Genomic DNA, 19447 nt, shown 5'->3' on the forward strand with positions numbered 1-19447 from the left:
TTTTATGTTTGACGATTTACCACCTCTGTCCCACGAAGAACAACAACAAGCTGTTGAGCGCATCCAAGAATTGATGACGAAAGGGACGAGCACAGCAGAAGCAATCAAGATTGTTGCAGAGCAGATTCGAGCCGAATACGCAGCAAAGCAACAAAGCTAAGAAAATTCCAAAGAGCAGGGCAATGACCCTGCTTTTTTGTATCTATCGAAAATCAAATCCTCCCGCAGCAATAGTCCCGCCAATCAATTAAGATTAGACGTTACCACGTCACTAAAAACAAGCGCAAAACAACTGTTACCACTAGAGTAATGAGTTGGTAAAATTTTACTAATTTATATTAACCATCACGCGCCCAGGTTGGGGTAAATGTATAGCAATTACATAAAAATAAAGCAAATAGTTTGTATTTCAATGAGTTACGAAAGAATAATTCCCCACGACGAACAATACCAAACAACCATTGTGTAATTTAATTACAGACCAATTATTTGTGAATAATTTGGGTAGTGATTTATGCTGTAAAAATCTAAAAGAGACAGCGTCACAACAAATTTGCAGAGATTAGCTTTTGAATACCGGTCGATTAGAGAACAGTAGGCGCTTGCGAACAAAATTTGGTCGAGACACAAATTCCCGCCTTGAAATAAGGCGACATCAAAAAACAATCGGATTAGGGGTATGAAGAAATAAAATCTAAAGCAGTAGAATCAATGTAAATGATCTTCAAGTTACATCTATGCGTGTCTATGGAGGGGTAAGCGTTTTACTAAGTAGTTACCGCGTCACAGCGAAAGACTGGAACAGAGCCAAGTGTAGATTCACGTTCTCGTTCAAATCGCCGTAGTAGGCTACTACCATCTCTAAATGGTCACACGGAGCAGTGAAAAAAAGAACCAGGAAGAAACGAGACTAAGAAGTTTGAATTACATTATTTCGAGAAAGGAATGTATTACCCGTCTAAGCATCATGTACAAACATTAAGCCAAAAACTTAAACCTTGCGACGAGCTTCAGACCTACACTAATGATGATTTACATACTGGCAATCGACTCGCTACCTTTGTCATGTCTATTGACCTAGACAGGCTTCAAGAAAGTTAAGTTTTACGTACCAATGATCAGTGAGAAGCCTATTAAAAAGCCGAACCCTTGGCGATGGGGTTCGGCTTTTTTGCATGAAGCAGAGAGAAAGTTAGAAGTTGTATTGCGAAATTTGAGTTGGGGTACCAATGTCAGTCATTGGTTGTGATGCTTTAATCGTGTTGATCTTCATTTGACCACGGTTGAACCAAAATTCAACTCGTTCACCATTAGTTAGCTTTAAGCGATAACGGGTCTCTAAGCGCTGAAAAGAGCCATTGCATTCAAAGTCCTCATATTGGATGTCTAACCCAACAACCTGATCTTGCTGATGACCATTGTTAAAATAGAAATGGTTGGTTTTGAAATCTGCCTGTTTTAATAAATCCAGCATCAATGCTAGCGAATCCGCTGTGAAAATAACCATACGATGGTTCTCCTACCTGTCTTGTCTTATTTATATTGTTTTATTTAGAGCTGCGAAAGAATATATAGGAGAGACTTATTGATGTATGTAAGGAATAGTAAGGAGCAGTAATCCTAAACGTACCTTTGTTAACAGTGCGTTAGATGGGTAGGGAGTCAGCTTCAATTGGTTGCTTAGTCTTTTCGCTCAGTGTCAAAGAGGATTCCAACAACGGGCAGGGAGCCAATACATTTGGCAGGTTGATTGACTTCGGCTGGCTTCCTGTTCATTTGCGATTCACTTTCGAATCAGAGTTTGAGTCAACTAACGATTATAAATACAAGAGTAGTCTTGGCAAGCCATATAGTGCACTTTTAGAGAGCCAAGGTTGGAAGTTAGATGGACTATTTAGAAACTCTATACGCAGTAAGGTAGTCACTTTAACACTCTTATATCCGGTGTTTATGTTGAGTGATACCGTTCGCCGCAGCTCGAATAAGCGAAACGTCTGAGGGTGAAGAAGCGGAACATCTTTGGTACGTTCACACAAGGCTTCAACGTTAAGTGTTGTTGACTTGATATGTAAGCTTACTTACACTTGATTTGAATTTGGACTTTTTTGGTCCACAACCTCTGAAGTGAGTGTGATCACCTCAAAGGTTTGGAGGTTTAGCGCTTGCTCTTAAGCGCAAGGATTAGTGTTCCTAGTGAACCAATAATAGCTGCAACACCTTGGAGCGTATCCGGATCCATAAGTTCTCCTTATTGTGAAAAATGAAAGCCCTGAGTTGCCGCTCGGGGCTTTTTTACGAGATAAGAATCTCGTCGTTTTCAATCATCTCACTGGAATAGCGACTCCGGCAAGACCGCCCAAAATTTAATTTATTAACTTGATTTTGAGATGTTATCTAACGGGGAACTTAAAAGGTTTTTTCACTTTTCCTGATTCCCCCGAAAAATCGAATGCTTATCGCTGTAGAACGCTACGGGTTTGTCGTGTTTATTAAGATATTGTCTCGTTGTTAGCACGTAATCAAAGACCGATTCGGTTTCGCTGAACCTTAAGTTCATCAGACGGCCAGTCGCATCATCGATGAAGACCAGTAATCAACATTTATCAGCGCATCCTTCAAACCAATCGTGGTGAGAGCCATCAATTTGAACGAGCTCGCCTAAACAATCACGTCGGTAGCGAGGTTGGTAAACTTTAGGCTTGCGTTGCGAATGCGGTGTCCATAAACCATCTGCAATCATCCAACTTCGTAAGGTCTCGTTAGATACTGGAAGACTATGTAACTCCGTTAGTTTTTCTCTGGCAAGTGTTTAAGTGATCACGAATCAGTTTTAAAACTGTGTCTCGGTAGTCACTGGGATAGCGGTTATTACTTGGCTTACCTCAAGCTTGGTGAGTTAATCCTACAGCACCGAATTCTCTCAGGCGATTCGTAAGCCTCTGAACTTGGCAAACACTCAAATCAGGGATGTCTGCCGCGTCGACTCCTACGATCGCAAACATCTTGGATTACTTTAAAACGATTGATATCAAAATCATTCATAGTAACTAGCATCTTAAACGCATCCTTAGCTGGTTGTAAGCAAAGCTTAGTGACTACGAACTAAAGAGACATTTTAACTTTGGTAAATAGTGACATTACAACTTTGCGCCTACAAATTCAGTGCGCATTATATGTGTTATGTTAAATGGAATATCAACGTACGCCAATTCTTTCTTCGTTTGGGCTCCTATCCCTCTCAGATTTTAAAATATGAGGCTTTTTATGAGTGTCATTAAACATAACCGCGATTTACCATAAAATAGCTAATATGGATCTATCAATCTGCGATTGCTTGCTCTGCTATTAGCACACTCTTTGATTTTTAGAAAAGTATGAGTTCTAGTCAGTATTCAATATTGATTATCTACTGAGATTGCATCCATCTAGTACAATCGTTTGGCTGACAGTGTTAGTTTGCGCTTTTAAGTATAATCACGCGGGAACATTATGCGTCAGCATTTACAATCTATCGAAAACTATCGAGGGTTCGCCATTATTTGTATTGTCGCAGTACATTGCTTTCATTATGGCATGAGCACTACTTCTGGACCTTGGTTGGCTTTTCAGAGCTTTTTCTATGGCTCAACTTCCTTGTTTGTATTTATTTCGGGATACATGTTTCATCATGTCTTTTACCAACGTGGGACAAAAACAACTGACTTTTATTTGAATAAGTTCAAGGCAGTTGTTTTGCCTTATTTATTCTTGGGCTCTCTAGCGACCATGTTATTGTTCGCTACAAAAACAGGATATTTCGAACCTGGCGTAGAAATTGATTCACGGATGCTCTTCAGTTCTGACGATTCTGTGTTCGCAACCGCAGTTAAGTACATTTTGACAGGACGTATGTTAACGGCTTACTGGTACATTCCTTTTGCTGTATTGCTATTTGCGTCTGCGCCTTTACATACTAAGTTCCTCAGACTTAAAGCGTACCAGCAAGTATCGATACTCGTTTTACTATGTTTAGCGTCTCTGTTTATTCATCGTTCATACGAAAACACGAACCCACTTCAAATGTTTATTTATTTCACGCCAATCTATCTCATTGGTTGTAGTGTTTCTCAACATAGAAGTTCATTGCTAGTAAATGCTAAATCTAAGCTCCTGATTTTAGGAATAATAGTGCTCTGCTTATGTATTTATGAAGCATCTGTTGGTCATCGAGGAAATTACATTAAGGAAATGCTGGTTTATGGCGGGGTTGATACAATGTTCTTACAAAAACTATGTCTCGTGATCGCGTTATTTTACTTCTTCGAAGCCTTTCAGTTCAAATCACACTTGTTATCTCTGTTGGCAAAAACAAGTTTTGGCGTGTTCTTCATTCACCCATGGGTGCTTACTGTACTTAAAAGAACGCCGCTTTACCAATATGCAGAAACTCAAGATACCGACCTCCTACTCTTTCTGTTGACTCTTGGCTTTACACTCCGGGAAAAAACGATATTCCCAATACATTACTGGATATTAAAAAAAAGAAGCCCTCAAAGGGCTTCTTTTTTACTATTAACCGCCGGCTAACTTGACTGTCATGCCTTTCTTTTCAAGGTACGCTTTAATCTTATCACGCGCATCTCCTTGAATTTCAATGCTTCCATCTTTCACTGAGCCACCACAGCCGCAAACTTTTTTCAGTTCAGCTGCCAGTAGCTTTAATGGCGCGTCATCCAAATCTAAACCAGTTACGATACAAACGCCTTTGCCTTTACGACCTTTAGTTTGGCGTTGAATGCGAACAATACCATCACCTTTAGGACGTTCGATCTTCTCTTCTTCAGGTTTGATTCGACCAGTTTCTGTTGAATATACGAGTGTCATATTCTTATTTCTTTTGTTGTTGAGCTTGTAGCGCTTTCTGTTTTGCAACTAAATACGCTTCGATATGGCGCTGAATCGCAGCTTTGCCGCCTTTGATTAGTTTGCCATTGAACATACAATACCAAGCGTTTGGCTCGCCAGTGTCGTTCTTTATCGTGTAGCCGTTAAATATTTCAGTTTGTGGACTGTTAGTGCTTTGTGCGCGTTGACCTAAAGTTGCAAACTCTTTTGGATCAATAATAGACGCGGTATCGCACCACCAATCTATGCTCTTTTTTACCGCCGTCAAACTGCCTTGTAAAACGTGGTTTTTGATTTTTACCTTCCAAACGCTACCATCAGGTCCGCCTGATTGCAGGTTAAAACCTCTATAATTTGAAATTGCCATACCACTGAGCCATCTATTTAGTGCTTTTTTACAATCATAATTACAACTGAGCAATAATCAAACATTAATGTTGTTATATCGCTCAGTTATGCCTATTTCTACCACAAAACAAACGACGGTAACGTTATTTAGATTGCAGTATTAATACAATCTGCTAAAAACTCGTGGAACTTGTGACCGTTGTTCTGCAGCATTTTAGGGAACATAGAGATTGGAGTCATACCTGGGAAGGTGTTGACTTCATTCAGATAAATCTCATCATCTTCTGTTAAGAAGAAGTCAATGCGAGATAAGTGACGCAGATTCATCTGTTTAAAGACGGTTTCAGAAGCAATTTGAATCGCTTCAACTTGTTCTGCTGTTAAGTTCTTTGCTTCAACCTCTGTCAAAGAGTGGCTTGAGCTGCTGTACTTCTCATCATAAGAATAAAACGCGCCATCTGGAGCAATGACCTCTCCGGGCTTAGTAATGAACAGTTGACCATTCATTTCGTACGCTGCGACTTCTAGCTCACGCGGCTTCACAGACTTTTCAACTAAAACTTGCTCAGAGTAGCCAAATGCATCGTTAACGGCTTGAATTACACCATCCCTTTCAGTGACACTGTAACAGCCGACAGATGAACCTTGTCGTGCAGCTTTGACAAAAACTTTACCCCATTTATCAAACGCTTGTAATGCTTGCGCATGAGCTTGCTCGTCGTTACGAGTCAAGAATAAGTAAGGTGTATTTGGGATGCCAATCGCGTCGTACCATAGTTTCGAAGTAATTTTGTTGAAGCTGTTACTGCTTGCTTCTGGTCCACAACCTAAATATGGAATGCCTGCGATTTCGAACATAGACTGGATATCACCGGTTTCGCCAGGAAAACCATGGATACAAGGGACAATGAAATCGACTTCTAAGCTTAAGTTGTCAGAACACAATTTTTTGGTGTTGAGATCTAAGTAAACCAACTCACCTTGGTTAGTCACCCAACCTTCATTTTTAATTTCTACACGCGTAACGTTCACGTTTTCGATGAGGTTTAGCTGCTGCTCAACAAAATTAGCAGATAACAGTGAAATTTCGTGCTCAGAAGAGCCGCCACCGCATAGTAAAAGGATATTTTTAATCATGAATCAATCTTTCCGTGATCTCCAAAAGATACTATTCAGTATGATAAACCTTTGAGTAGTAACGTACAGTTATTTTACTGTGAGGAATGCTGTTCGAATAGGATTTGACCAAAAAAGAAGGGAGCATTTCGCTCCCTTCTCTTCGTAAATTAATTTAGCTTATTAAGCGTAGGATATGCCGAGTTCTTAATGGCATCGATACTCTTCACAAATGGCTTAAGCTGTTGAAAATGACCAGGCAGAGAAGAAATTGCCTGCTTTGCTTCTGCACTTGTTGCGTAGTCACCGTAAAGTACCGAGAACCACTTAGTACCGTTCACTACTTTGTAGTTTTCCCAAATTGGCTGACCATTTTGAGGAAGCTGGCGAGCGAACTGATCCACTTTAGCTTGGCTTCCAACCGCGACAACTTGAATGGTATAACCAAAACGCTGGATACCCGCTTGTTTCTTGCTTGGCGGAACGATCTTAACTGGTTTTACCTGCTCTTTCGGTGTCAGCTTAACTACCTTTTTCTCTTCAGGCTTCGCAGTCATTTTAACAACTGTTGGTTCTACGTCTTTCTCTACTACAGCGCTTTCAGACGACATAATAGGTTTTGAAACTGAAGGAGTTTGGTAGTCCTCACGGTAGCTTTCTGAGGTTACATCTGTGATGTAAGTTTCCGAAGCACAAGCAGAAAGCAGTACTGATAAGCCGATGATTGCGATTTTTTTCATGGAGTAACAAACGCTCTAAATAAATATTACGATAAATCATGCCGATAGCAGGTCATTTTATCAAGCACCAAACACAATAAACTGTGATTTTCATGTGATGAGTGACACAAACTCTGTACGCTTGGCTCACTTTTGAGCCAATGTCTGCTTTGTCCATATTTAAAGAGATGCTTATTCGTTTATGATTGTATGAGGAGTGACCAACCGTTCTAGGCGTAAGAGGCCAAGGAGAAAGAATGAATAAATTACAAAAACTCTTCAAACCTAATTCTGTTGCGGTAATCGGCGCCTCTCAAAAAGAGTTACGCGCAGGGCAAATAGTAATGCGGAATCTTCTTCAAAGCGGGTTCGGTGGTGCAATCATGCCCGTGACACCGAAATATAAGTCTGTATCTGGTGTTATCGCATACCCTAACGTCGCCTCCCTGCCCTATACCCCAGATATCGCCATTCTTTGTACCAATGTGTCACGCAATAAACAACTGCTTGTTGAATTAGATCAGCGCGGCACGGAGTTTGCCATCGTCATTTCAGATGACGTTGAAAGTATCGATTTCTCTGATCTAAACATAAGAGTCTTAGGACCAAATAGCCTCGGGATAATTCTTCCTTGGCATAACTTCAACTGCTCCTTTTCTCCCGTGGCAGCGCAACCGGGTAAAATTGCGTTCATCTCTCAATCCGCTGCAGTGTGTACCACGGTTCTTGATTGGGCAAACGACAAGAATATTGGTTTTTCTTCTTTTATCTCAATCGGTCAAGGGCAAGACATCGACTTTGCAGAACTGCTTGATTATTTGAGCATGGATGCAAAGACCGAAGCCATTCTTCTCTATGTTGATTCAATTAAAGATGCTCGACGCTTTATGTCGGCAGCACGTGCAGCGTCACGAAACCGTCGTATCTTGGTTCTCAAAGCAGGTAGATCATCACAAGCTCGCCCATTTAGCGATGGCAACACTGATTCATTGGATGTTATCTACGATTCTGCGATAAGAAGAACGGGTATGCTGCGTGTGGGTAATACGCACGAGTTATTTGCGGCAGTAGAAACGTTGACACATTCGGTTCCGCTTCGAGGCGAACGCCTAGCTATCGTAACCAATGGCGGCGGTCCTGCAATCATGGCCGTCGATACTCTATTTGAAAGAGGCGGCAAGCTCGCAACATTAAATGAAGAGTCTGTCCAACAACTAAAGTCCGCATTGCCTGTTAGTTGGCGTGGTGTTAACCCTATTGATCTTGCAGGAGATGCAACAAAGAAACGTTATGTCGATACCATAAACGCGCTGATGAACGGAGACTGCGCTGATGCCATCTTAATAATGCATAGCCCTTCAGCGGTGTCGGATTCATTAGAAACCGCGAACGCTGTGATTGAAGCAATTCAAGCTCATCCCCGACATAAGCATTTCAATATATTAACCAATTGGTCTGGTGAGCAGACATCAAGAGAGGCTCGGCTAACCTTTACACGTGCGGGCATTCCAACTTATAGAACACCTGAAAGTGCTGTCGTTGCTTACATGCATTTGGTCGAATACCGACGAAATCAAAAACAATTGATGGAAACTCCAACAACCGCTGAACCTTTACACTCCGGTAGCGTGAGTTCAGCTCGTGAATGGGTAAACGAACAATTACTAGACAAAAAAACAGTAATGCTGGATACGCATCAAACCAGCCCTTTGTTTGAACAGTTTGGCTTTAATATTCTTCCGACTTGGATCGCTTCCGAAGTTACTGAAGCGGTCCATATGGCGGAAAATATTGGCTACCCGGTCGCGGTAAAGCTTCGCTCTCCCGATATTCCTCATAAGTCTGATGTACATGGTGTTGCACTCAATTTGCGTAATAGCCAAGAGGTATCTAGCGCCGCGCAAGCCATTCTCGACACCGCAAAGCTGAGCTATCCAGCGGCGAACCTACAAGGGTTGCTGGTCCAAGGAATGGCGAAACTAGGTAGCGCTGAGGAGCTCAGAATTAGCATCGCGGTTGATAAAGTATTCGGTCCAGTGATTTTGCTCGGGCAAGGAGGCTCAGATTGGAACATCACTCAAGATGCGGTTGCGGCATTGCCACCACTGAATATGAACCTAGCTCGTTATTTAGTGGTAATTGCGTTGAAATCAGGGAAAGTTCGCTTGCAAAAGCATAAAGACGCGATTGATGTGAACGAACTGTCAAAGTTTCTGGTTCGCATATCTCAAATGGCGGTTGAACTACCAGAAATAGAAAGCCTGGATATACATCCAGTATTGGTGTCAGGTAGTGAATTAACCATAATCGACGCAGACGTGACACTCAAAAAGTATCAAGGAGATGCGCAGGAACGCTTAGCTATTCGTCCTTTCCCCGCAGAGTTTGTTGAGACAGTGACATTACGTGACGGGCAACCTATTCTGTTGCGCCCAATTCTTCCTGAGGATGAGCCAATTCACGCTCAATTTATAAATAGCGTATCTAAAGAAGATCTCTACAATCGGTTTTTCTCCGATGTTGGGGAGTTCAATCATGAGGCACTCGCAAATTTAACCCAAATTGATTACGACCGTGAAATGGCATTTGTTGCTGTTGCCTTTGATGACAATGGACCTTCCATTATTGGTGTATCTCGTGCTCTTATAACACCGGATAATAGTGATGCAGAGTTTGCGATTTTGGTCCGATCAGATTTAAAAGGTAAAGGTCTGGGCAAAGTACTGATGCAAAAAATCATTAGTTACTGCCAAGCAAAAGGCACCAAGCAGATTTCCGGAATGACAATGCCAACCAATCGAGGCATGCTGTCACTCGCACAAAGTTTAGGATTTGAGTTGGACGTACAATTTGCAGATGGCACTGCAGATATGGTGTTACCACTCAAACGAAAATGATATCTGATAAAGCAAAGATTTGGGCTGTAAGTTTTCAGCCCTACCTATTCTCCTAACTTCAGACTTTGTTGGATAACCTGAGTAAACATTTCATAAAATAATAAACCAATCGCAAATCATGCATAACTACCGCCATAACCCATACACCACAACAATACGTAAACACCAATAAATCACACTGGCACATGCCTACTTTTTCATCAAACTGCAATTTACGTGACCGACATCTCATTTGCTAATTTTATAGAACTTATCGTCGAGCTTATGTCATAAAAAGCTATCTTGTTGAATTTTATGTGCTAAATACAAAAAGGTCATTTCTCTTACATACCTAACCACCACTTTAGTGATAACAATAATGATAGTAATTATCATTTGCGTGAAATAATATATCGCCCGTTGTTATTGCCTATCATGGATATAAGGTGTTAGAACCAATGTATAAAAAATCAATTCTGTCAGCATCAATTTTATTAGCTCTAGCTCACGGTGCACAAGCAGAAGAACACTCAACTTTTAACGAAGTCGTTGTTACTGCGACACGTACAAATAGCCAACTCGAGGATACTGCAGCGTCAGTTGCAGTCGTCACAGACCAAGACATCGAAGATGGCATGATTACCGGTCTTGATGATCTATTTAAATACACGCCAGGAGTTACCGTCGAGACGAATGCCCGACAAGGTGTTCAAAGTATCAACATTCGTGGTATCGAAGGCAACCGAATTAAAGTTCTAGTTGATGGTGTTGCTCAAGGTAACCAGTTCGATTCAGGCAATAACTTTATTAACTCTTCTCGTGTTGAAGTTGACACCGATCTTGTTAAAGCAGTGGAAATCGTAAAAGGTGCAGCATCATCTTTGCATGGTTCTGACGCAATTGGTGGCATTGTAGCTTTCGAAACGAAAGACCCTTCGGACTTCTTAAAGGGTCGTGATTTTGGTGGTCATGCGAAATTTAATTACTCTTCAGAAGACAATACATTCAGCGAATCGGTAGCACTTGCAAACAAAACCGGGGACCTTGAGTCTTTAGTTGCTTACACTCGCCGTGATGGTAGCGAGCTTGATAACTTTGGTGATTTAGCGGATGCCGATACCTCTGCCAATAACCTTTTAGTGAAATTACAATATCAGTTAAACGAAGCACATAGACTTGAATTTAGCGGTAACTACATTCGCAATGAAGGTGATGGCATTCAATCATATGATGGCTACACGGATGGACGAAGCGAAGATACAACTGAACAATATCAAGTCGGTATTAAGCATATTTGGGATGCTCAAGCATCAATTGCTGACACATTAACGTGGCAACTAGATTACTTAAGTAAAGACGAAACTGGCATAACACATCGTGTCAAAGGCTTGAACAATCAACGCAAAGATTACACCTACAGCGATGAAGGCTTCCAGTTCGACGTGCAGTTAGATAAGTACCTAACGCTTGGTAGCACTGAACATTACATCGTTTATGGTGCGTCTTACTTAGATAAAGACATTAAGAACATAAACAAAGAGTTCAATAGCGCTGGGACGGATAAAGAGATCTTCTACATCCCATCGGCAAGTGAACGTCGTTACGGAGTCTTCCTACAAGACGAGATTACCGTCGGCAACTTCATCATCACTCCTGGTGTTCGTTACGACTCATTCGAAACCGATCCTGGCAACGCTAGCGACAACCCAAGTGGTAACCCTGATAACGAATACAAAAAGTTCTCTGACTCCGCGTTTACTGCTCGTTTAGGCACGATCTACAAACTAAACGAACAACACCGTTTGTTTGCCCAGATAAGCCAAGGTTTCCGCGCACCTGATTTTCAAGAGCTGTATTACTCGTTTGGTAACCCGATGCACGGTTACATAAACAAACCAAACCCAGACTTGAAAGCAGAAGAAAGCATTTCTTACGAGTTTGGCTGGCGCCACAACAACGATATTTCAAGCAGTGAAGTCGCGGTATTCTACAGTGACTACGATAACTTTATCGAGCGACAACAAGTTTCAGGCAGCTTCATTCCAGGTATCGACCCTGCGGTTTACCAATCCGTGAACATTGGTAAAGCAACAATCAAAGGTATTGAATTTTCCAACCAACTGTCTTGGGATAAATTCATGCCAGTAAAAGGCTTTAGTTCTCGAGTTGCTGCAGCCTATACTGAAGGTGAAGACGGAAACAACGATCCATTAAACAGTGTTAACCCATGGAATCTAGTTGCTGGCTTCAACTACGACTCTGAACAAAACTGGGGTTCTTCACTAACGGTTAACTACACTGCGTCGAAAGACAGCAGTGATATCAATGGTGATGACATCCTACCAATTTCTTCAGCAACTGTTGTTGACGTAACTGCATACTACAAGCCAATTAAAGATCTCACCCTGCGAGCGGGAGTATTTAATGTGGCAGACGAAGAATACTACAGTTGGAATGATGTAAGCGGAATGAAAACTGAGAATAAAGACCTAACACAAGCCGGTCGTAACTGGGCTATTACAGCGAAGTACGAATTTTAGTTATCAACACACTTCTTAACGAAAAATCCCAGCATCATATGCTGGGATTTTTTTATTTGAGACGCCAATTTTTCTTAAGGTATTGTACGCACCAAGATTTGGCTTCGCCCATCGTATTTCTGCGCCACGCTAAAATAATATCAATTGGCTGTTCTTCCGTACCTTCAATGCGTTTAAGAACGCCACTCTCAATTAAAGGTTCCGCGATTTGACTTGGTAGCGTCCCAATACCTAACCCGGAAGTTAGTGCTTCAACTTTGGCAGGGAAATTGGTCACTGTGAGTCTTGGCTGTTTTTGCATTACATTGATTGATAGCGCTGGCTGCTCTCTTGCCGTATCAGCAATCGCAATAACGCGATATTTTTCTCGGGCATTGTCATCAAACTCCCCACTTCGCTTATGCACATAATGATCAGAAGCGGCGACCCAAACCATACTCATTTTACCAATTTTTTCGGACTTAACATCTTGCGGAAGTGTATCGAGAGCCGGACATATCAATAAGTCTGCCCTTCCGGTATTTAGCGACTCCCAACTTCCCGCAAGAATCTCTTCTTGTAACCTCACCCTTGTACTACTCACGTTAGATAGCGCATCTACCATTGGGAAGAAATTTGAAATAGGAATAATTCCATCAAAAGCCACCGTAATATCAAGTTCCCAACCATTGGCCAGGAGCGTTGCATCATTAACAAGCTTCTCACTAGCTTGCAGAATTGCCCTACCACGCTCAAGAATTAACTTCCCGGCTTCTGTGAAATGTGCTTTGTGACCTGAACGATCGAAAATGATGATATCGAGATCTTGTTCCAGTTTCTGAATTTGATAGCTAAGCGAAGAAGGCGCGCGATCTAATTCGTTCGCAGCAGCAGCAAAACTTCCTCTTCTATCAATAGCATCCAAGATATGAAGTGCTTCTAAAGTGATTGGGCTCTGCACTATAGCTCCCTATTTGCGTGATTTAAATCACAGTAGTGGTATTTAAAAATTTATACTAGAAAATGACTTTAAACAATATAACAGATTGATAAATAAAGACTAGGTTGCGCATAGCACAAATTTCCATTGACAAAAATAACACTAAATAACAATAGTAATGATAGTAATTACCATTTGTATAAACTAAGATACCGCACGTTGTTATTGCCTATTATGGATTTAAGGTATTGAAGCCAATGTATAAAAAATCAATTTTGTCAGCCTCTATTCTCATTGCCCTATCACAAGGTGCATACGCAGAAGAAAGCTCAACTTTCAATGAAGTTGTCGTCTCTGCAACTCGTACCGAACAAAACGTTAATGATGTTTCAGCTTCAGTTGAGACCGTATCGTCAAAAGATATTGACCGCACACTTTCAAAGAACCTTTATGATGCCGTTCAATATACCCCTGGAGTGGAAGCAACGACTTCCGGTCGTTTTGGCATTTCGGGCTTTAACATTCGCGGCATGGAAGGCGACCGCGTGAAAGTTGTGATTGATGGCGTTCAGCAAGCTACTCCTTTCAATCCAGGTGGCGGTGCGGTTCAAGCAATTTATCCGAACGCGATTGAACTCGACACACTGACCAGTATAGAGATTAACAAGGGTCCATCCTCTACCCTATATGGCTCTGATGCAATGGGTGGCGTTGTTGTTCTTAAGACAAAAGATCCTTCAGACGTTCTAAAAACTGACGGTGACGAGACTCGTTTTGGCATTAAATCGAGCTACTTCTCTGCAGACGAACAATTCAAGAACACGTTAACTTGGGCAATGCGCCGTGGCAAGTTTGAAACACTATTGATGGGAACTTACTCTACCGGCAGCGAGCTTGAAACCTACGGTGATGGTTCCGACATTGATGGTTCAGCACGTGGTCTTGAGAACCCAGCAGACAAAGATCTAAATAACATTTTGGCAAAAGCTTATTACAACATTAACGATGTCAACAAACTCGGCTTTGTCTTCGAACGCTATAACTACAACTACGATGAAAACGATCGTCGTGGCAACTACACACTTAATTTTGGTCCAAGACCTGGCGTTACTTATGCTAACGCAAAAGCTAGTGATGAAATGACACGTACGCGTTATGGCGTAAACTACGAACTCACTAAAGCAAATGCAGCTTTCGACTCAATGAAATTAGACCTTAATTATCAGGTCACAGAGAGCGAAAACTCTAACTTCGCTAATGTCACTGACCATTTAGGTTACATTGGCTATAACGGGGATCGCACTCGCCTACGTCAAGCTGAAGACGAGTCACTTCAGTTTGATGCTCAGTTCGACAAGGTAATCACAACCGGAAATGCAATTCACGAACTGACCTACGGTCTAAATTCTGTGGTGACAGATTTTAGTCTAACGAATGTGGATATTTACCACGACAATGGGACTAGTAAACCTGGCTCAACGACAATCCCTGATGCCACCGTCACCGAATGGGGTATTTTCCTTCAAGACAATGCATTCTTACTTAACGATACACTAGTACTAAATGCGGGCATCCGTTACGATTCATTTGAAGCGGATCCAACATCTGACGCAGGCTTTACTACCGAACGAGGTAAGAACAGTAATGACGCATTTACTGGGAAACTGGGCGCGGTTTACCACCTTAACGACAAACTAAGTACTTTTGCCCAAATCAGTCAGGGCTTTAAGGCACCTACAGTTGAGCAGCTTTACTATGAATACGACACTGGTGCTGAATTCGTTCCTAACCCAGATTTAGAAGCCGAGAAAAGCCTTTCTTACGAAATTGGCTTCCGTGGTCAAAACGACTTTGCGCAGTTTGAACTTACAGGCTTTATCACTCAGTACAAAGACTTTATCGACTCAGAAGAACTACCAAAAATCGATCCAAATAAAGACCGATTCACGATCGTAAACCGAGATGAAGTCGATATTTCTGGTGTTGAATTTAGTTCTACACTTTTGCTAGATGAAGCTTTTGACGCCCCTAAAGGTATGTACACGAAAGTATCTGTGACATACCTAGATGGTGAAGATAAAACAACAGGTAAAGCACTAGATAGTGTCGCTCCTTTGTCTTCTGTACTTGGTTTAGGTTACGACAACGTCGAGCATCATTTTGGTGGTCTTGCGTCTCTTAAGCTTGCAGCTAAGAAAGACGACTGGTCTAGTGATGACCAAATTGATTCGGCAGGTTACGGTGTAATGGACTTAACCGCATATTACATGCCTATCAAAGACCTAACGCTGACAGCAGGCTTGTTCAATGCATTTGATAAGAAATACTGGACATACCAAGATGTTCGCGGTCTCGAAAGTACGGACAACAAAGACTTCCATAGCTTACCGGGTCGTAACTGGGCAATTTCTGTAGATTACCAATTCTAAGCGACATCAATTTATAAAACTGTTCGTAAAGCACCCGCTTAGTTGGGTGCTTTTTTGTTTTTCCACTTTCAAGCAAAGCTAACTATCTGCAGCGACATCGCGAAAATGAGTGATAAATGAGTCATAAACGAAGAACTTGCGCTACAAAAACAAAAAAGCCAGCAATATGCTGACTTTTTTACGCGTTTTCATTTCAAAAATGTTAAGAAAAGAATGAAAAATGAAAACTTACTGCTTTGCCATCTCTTTTTTCACCATGATTGCTGCTGCCACGATGAAAGCGATGATTAGACCAAGTTCCATGAACTACCCCGATAGTCTTAAGAAAATTTACGACCTAAATTAAGAGTCGGACATAGTTTAGCAGTTCTATTTATCTAAGCTACCTTTTAACCAGTAATTTACGAATTTTTCCGATTTAGATCAAAAAAGGCGCAGAAGTGCGCCTTTATGTTATTAATATGTAAAACTTGATTTTTTAAGCGTCAGGGTAACCTTGAGGGTTATTTGCCTGCCAACGCCAAGTATCACCTGTCATTTCTTCTAACGTCCGCTCAGCCTTCCAACCAAGTTCGTTTGCAGCTTTTGAAGGGTCAGCCCAACATTCCGCGATATCACCAGGGCGGCGATCAACTAACTTAAACGGCACTTCTTTGCCAGATGCGTTTTCAAATGCTTTAACCATTTCAAGAACGCTATAACCATTACCGGTACCCAGGTTGTAAATATGCAGACCAGCTTTATTGCCAACTTTTTCAAGAGCGGCTACATGACCATCAGATAGATCCATTACATGGATGTAGTCACGCACACCAGTACCGTCTTTTGTTGGGTAGTCACTACCAAACACAGATAAAAACTCACGACGACCTACTGCGACTTGCGAGACAAAAGGCATTAGGTTGTTTGGGATGCCTTGAGGATCTTCACCTAGCTCACCCGTTGGATGAGAACCAACAGGGTTGAAGTAGCGGAGAAGCGTAATACTCCAATCTGGGTTCGCTTTTTGGAAGTCTGTTAGACACTCTTCAACCATTAACTTACTACGACCGTAAGGGTTAGTTGCGCTAGTTGGGAAGTCTTCAGTGATAGGCACAGATGCAGGATCACCATATACTGTCGCTGAAGAACTAAATACGATGGATTTAACTCCTGCTTCACGCATAGCATCAACAAGCACTAGCGTACCATTAACGTTGTTATCGTAGTACTCAAGCGGTTTTTCTACCGACTCGCCCACTGCTTTTAAACCGGCGAAGTGAATAACAGCTTCAATGTTGTGCGCTCTCATTGCTTCAACAAGCGCGGCTTTGTCGCGGATGTCCGCTTCAATAAACTCAGGTCTTGCACCACAAACCTTTTCAATGCGCTCAAGCACTGTAGGTTTGCTGTTGTATAGGTTATCAAGGATCACTGGCGTCATACCAGCTTCGATCATTTGAATACAAGTGTGGCTGCCAATGTAGCCCATACCACCCGTAACAAGTACTTTCATGTTATATATCCTTCTGACGCGAATCGGGCTAGTCTAAAGGTTTTTAGCCCACAGTTAAACAGTCTCTGGGGATTCGCAACCCATTAAAATTGCTTGACCTTTACCTGCTTTCTTAGCTTGGTACATTGCTGTATCGGCACTCTTAAGAATACGCGTCGCGTCACGCTCGTTAACGCCAACCAGTTTCACACCAATGCTCACGCCAACTTTAAGCAGGGATCCTCGGTATTCAATTGGAGAGCAAACCGTTTCAAGTAACTGTTCTGCAATCCTTGTTACGACCTTCTGATTTGCTGGGTTGACCAACATGACAAATTCATCTCCCGATAAACGAGCAATCAAATCGCTATGTCGAGTTGCCGCAGCCATCCGGTCTGCCACTTGTTTGAGCACTTCGTCACCTGCATCATGACCATAAGTGTCATTGATATTCTTAAAGCCATCTAAATCCAAGTAAAGTACCGCGAATTCGTCGCGCAAATAGCCTGATCTTTGTACCAATTCTTCGAGCTCTAGGTGGAACTTAGAACGATTTGCCAACCCGGTTAAGGCGTCGTGATGTGCAAGATACTCCAAACGCTCCATCTCTTTTGCACTTGATAGGTCGGTTAGAATGATGACCATGTCATAAGTGTTTTGGTCATCGCTCTTGTTAATGCAATTAACCTTTGCAAACATTGGTACGAGTTGACCTAGATGGTTCTTCTCAATCACTTCTCCTTGCCACATACCATAGTTTTCAATAGATTCTTGAATGCTCGGCATCATAGCTTGTAGCTTTCTCCAGCGAATTGATTTGATGAGCGGCTTACCCACTAATTGGTCAGCTTCTACACCGACCAGCTTCGTCACTGCTGGATTAACCATGGTAATAATACCTTGGTGGTTCAACACCACTAAGCCATCTTGACTGCTTTCAAATACACGACCTGCTACTCTTTGGCGATTCATTGCTTCTTCAATCTCTGTGATGTCCTGAATTACGAAAAGCATATAGCCGTTTTTCGCTAAGCGTCGGCTGGTTAAACTTAGCTGTTGCTTCCCTTCACCACTTTCCAGGTGGATATCATCACATTCAAGCCCTCGGCTTAGTATTTGTCCAAGCTCGTTTGGCGTCTTGGTCTGGATTAGATCGCAAATGTTTGCCGTTTCTATCCCTTGGTAAGTATGTTCAAAAATACGTTGCGTAGCAGTATTACAATGAATCACTCTCCCTAAGTTGTCCGTTACTATTAACGAATCCTGAATAGAATCAATCACTTCTTCGGCGAACACCTTACGGCGCTCTAGCACTTCCAAGCTATGTTTGCGCTGCTTTTCAAGTCGCTGCTGTTTTTCAACCATAAAGTTGAAAGAAGCGACCAATGCACCGACCTCGTCTTTTGATTTATGGTGAATCCTTCCACTAAGGTGATGCCCGTTAGCTAAATCTTGCAACGCTCGATTGACTTCCTCTATGGGACGAAGAACTCGTCGTTCAACCCCAAAGTAGAACATAACTCCACCAGCTAAAAGAATGACTAAGAACAGACCACCGTCTTGTAGCAATGCATCTCGTACTTCGAACAATGGAATTCGTGACAACGTCACCCTAATCGATCCGATGACTTGTCCTTCGTGAATAATAGGCTCAAAAACGTACAGAAAGTGTGCAGATAGTGCGTATCCTACTTCATGCAGACGACTTCGCTCTTTAACTGTCGGCGAAGGTGCAGCAAAGCCATCCAAAGCAAATACAGCGAATGGATTATTGTCTTTGTCGTAAAGCTTTACGCGTGATACGTTTGGCTTCTTAAGCAGATCAGCCAAAATGGTTTGCGCTTTTGGCTTGTTCTTTGTTGCAAGCGCATCTTTAATTGAGTGAGAAGCATCATTGATCAGAACTTTGGTCTGTTCGACCAATTCATGTTTGGCGGACTGATAAGTGTTATATGACGTGTAACTTTGAGATGTAACAAAGATGACCGTGATGAAAGCGAGAATCGGCCATATTAGCTTTGCTCGTAATGACATATATATTCCTGTCGCAGAAAGCAATCAAAATAACGAAAGGATTGCTATGCAAACTATCACACAAAAAAGAAGAGCCAAGACTAACACGACAAATCTTGAAATGAAGCC

General features: G+C 41.9%; 13 protein-coding genes and 1 pseudogene. 5 read left to right on the top strand and 9 right to left on the bottom strand.

Annotated features, from left to right (window positions below):
* Positions 1 to 4 precede the first annotated feature (4 nt).
* Positions 5 to 160: a YoaH family protein gene (locus OH459_RS12165; protein WP_005446846.1), complete on the top strand. Its 156-nt coding sequence runs from the start codon at positions 5 to 7 to the stop codon at positions 158 to 160.
* Between the two features lie 1032 nt (positions 161 to 1192).
* Here the strand turns inward: OH459_RS12165 and OH459_RS12170 are convergent.
* Positions 1193 to 1507: a hypothetical protein gene (locus tag OH459_RS12170; RefSeq protein WP_005451803.1), complete on the bottom strand. Its 315-nt coding sequence runs from the start codon at positions 1505 to 1507 to the stop codon at positions 1193 to 1195.
* 930 nt (positions 1508 to 2437) lie between these two features.
* Positions 2438 to 3042, bottom strand: a pseudogene (locus tag OH459_RS12175) (ISNCY family transposase); the annotation flags it as partial.
* 447 nt (positions 3043 to 3489) lie between these two features.
* On the opposite strand from OH459_RS12175, the gene OH459_RS12180 reads away from it, so the two are divergent.
* Positions 3490 to 4566 (top strand): acyltransferase family protein, encoded by a 1077-nt coding sequence (locus OH459_RS12180; RefSeq protein ID WP_269986960.1) that lies wholly within the window; start codon positions 3490 to 3492, stop codon positions 4564 to 4566.
* Here OH459_RS12180 and yciH read toward each other — a convergent pair.
* The 4 genes from yciH to OH459_RS12200 form a co-directional block, all read right to left on the bottom strand.
* Positions 4552 to 4863, bottom strand: coding sequence for a stress response translation initiation inhibitor YciH (yciH, locus tag OH459_RS12185; RefSeq protein WP_017189053.1), 312 nt, complete (start codon positions 4861 to 4863; stop codon positions 4552 to 4554). The two genes, OH459_RS12180 and yciH, sit on opposite strands and share 15 nt — an antisense overlap.
* Positions 4864 to 4867: 4 nt before the next feature.
* Positions 4868 to 5251, bottom strand: a complete 384-nt coding sequence (locus OH459_RS12190; RefSeq protein ID WP_005451794.1) for a DUF3319 domain-containing protein — start codon at positions 5249 to 5251, stop codon at positions 4868 to 4870.
* 128 nt (positions 5252 to 5379) lie between these two features.
* The gene (locus tag OH459_RS12195) at positions 5380 to 6369 is read right to left on the bottom strand and encodes a D-alanine--D-alanine ligase (RefSeq protein WP_269986961.1); all 990 of its coding nucleotides are present in this window, start codon (positions 6367 to 6369) and stop codon (positions 5380 to 5382) included.
* 149 nt (positions 6370 to 6518) lie between these two features.
* The gene (locus OH459_RS12200; protein WP_005451792.1) at positions 6519 to 7088 is read right to left on the bottom strand and encodes an SPOR domain-containing protein; all 570 of its coding nucleotides are present in this window, start codon (positions 7086 to 7088) and stop codon (positions 6519 to 6521) included.
* A gap of 236 nt (positions 7089 to 7324) precedes the next feature.
* Between OH459_RS12200 and OH459_RS12205 the strand changes: the two genes are divergently transcribed.
* Both OH459_RS12205 and OH459_RS12210 read left to right on the top strand, forming a co-directional pair.
* Positions 7325 to 9964, top strand: a complete 2640-nt coding sequence (locus OH459_RS12205; protein WP_269986962.1) for a bifunctional acetate--CoA ligase family protein/GNAT family N-acetyltransferase — start codon at positions 7325 to 7327, stop codon at positions 9962 to 9964.
* A 437-nt stretch (positions 9965 to 10401) separates the two neighbouring features.
* A complete protein-coding gene (locus OH459_RS12210; RefSeq protein ID WP_269986963.1) occupies positions 10402 to 12483 on the top strand; it encodes a TonB-dependent hemoglobin/transferrin/lactoferrin family receptor in 2082 nt (693 codons plus the stop codon).
* Between the two features lie 52 nt (positions 12484 to 12535).
* Here the strand turns inward: OH459_RS12210 and OH459_RS12215 are convergent, their stop codons facing one another.
* On the bottom strand, positions 12536 to 13423 hold the full coding sequence (locus OH459_RS12215; protein ID WP_017819613.1) for a LysR family transcriptional regulator: 888 nt from the start codon (positions 13421 to 13423) through the stop codon (positions 12536 to 12538).
* 236 nt (positions 13424 to 13659) lie between these two features.
* On the opposite strand from OH459_RS12215, the gene OH459_RS12220 reads away from it, so the two are divergent.
* A complete protein-coding gene (locus tag OH459_RS12220; RefSeq protein WP_269986964.1) occupies positions 13660 to 15831 on the top strand; it encodes a TonB-dependent hemoglobin/transferrin/lactoferrin family receptor in 2172 nt (723 codons plus the stop codon).
* Between the two features lie 478 nt (positions 15832 to 16309).
* Here the strand turns inward: OH459_RS12220 and galE are convergent, their stop codons facing one another.
* The gene (gene galE, locus OH459_RS12225; RefSeq protein WP_049537356.1) at positions 16310 to 17326 is read right to left on the bottom strand and encodes a UDP-glucose 4-epimerase GalE; all 1017 of its coding nucleotides are present in this window, start codon (positions 17324 to 17326) and stop codon (positions 16310 to 16312) included.
* A 54-nt stretch (positions 17327 to 17380) separates the two neighbouring features.
* Positions 17381 to 19339, bottom strand: coding sequence for a diguanylate cyclase domain-containing protein (locus OH459_RS12230; protein ID WP_269986965.1), 1959 nt, complete (start codon positions 19337 to 19339; stop codon positions 17381 to 17383).
* Between the last annotated feature and the right edge of the window lie 108 nt (positions 19340 to 19447).

It is taken from the genome of Vibrio sp. MM46 (assembly GCF_027587135.1).
GTDB classification, from domain to species: domain Bacteria; phylum Pseudomonadota; class Gammaproteobacteria; order Enterobacterales; family Vibrionaceae; genus Vibrio; species Vibrio harveyi.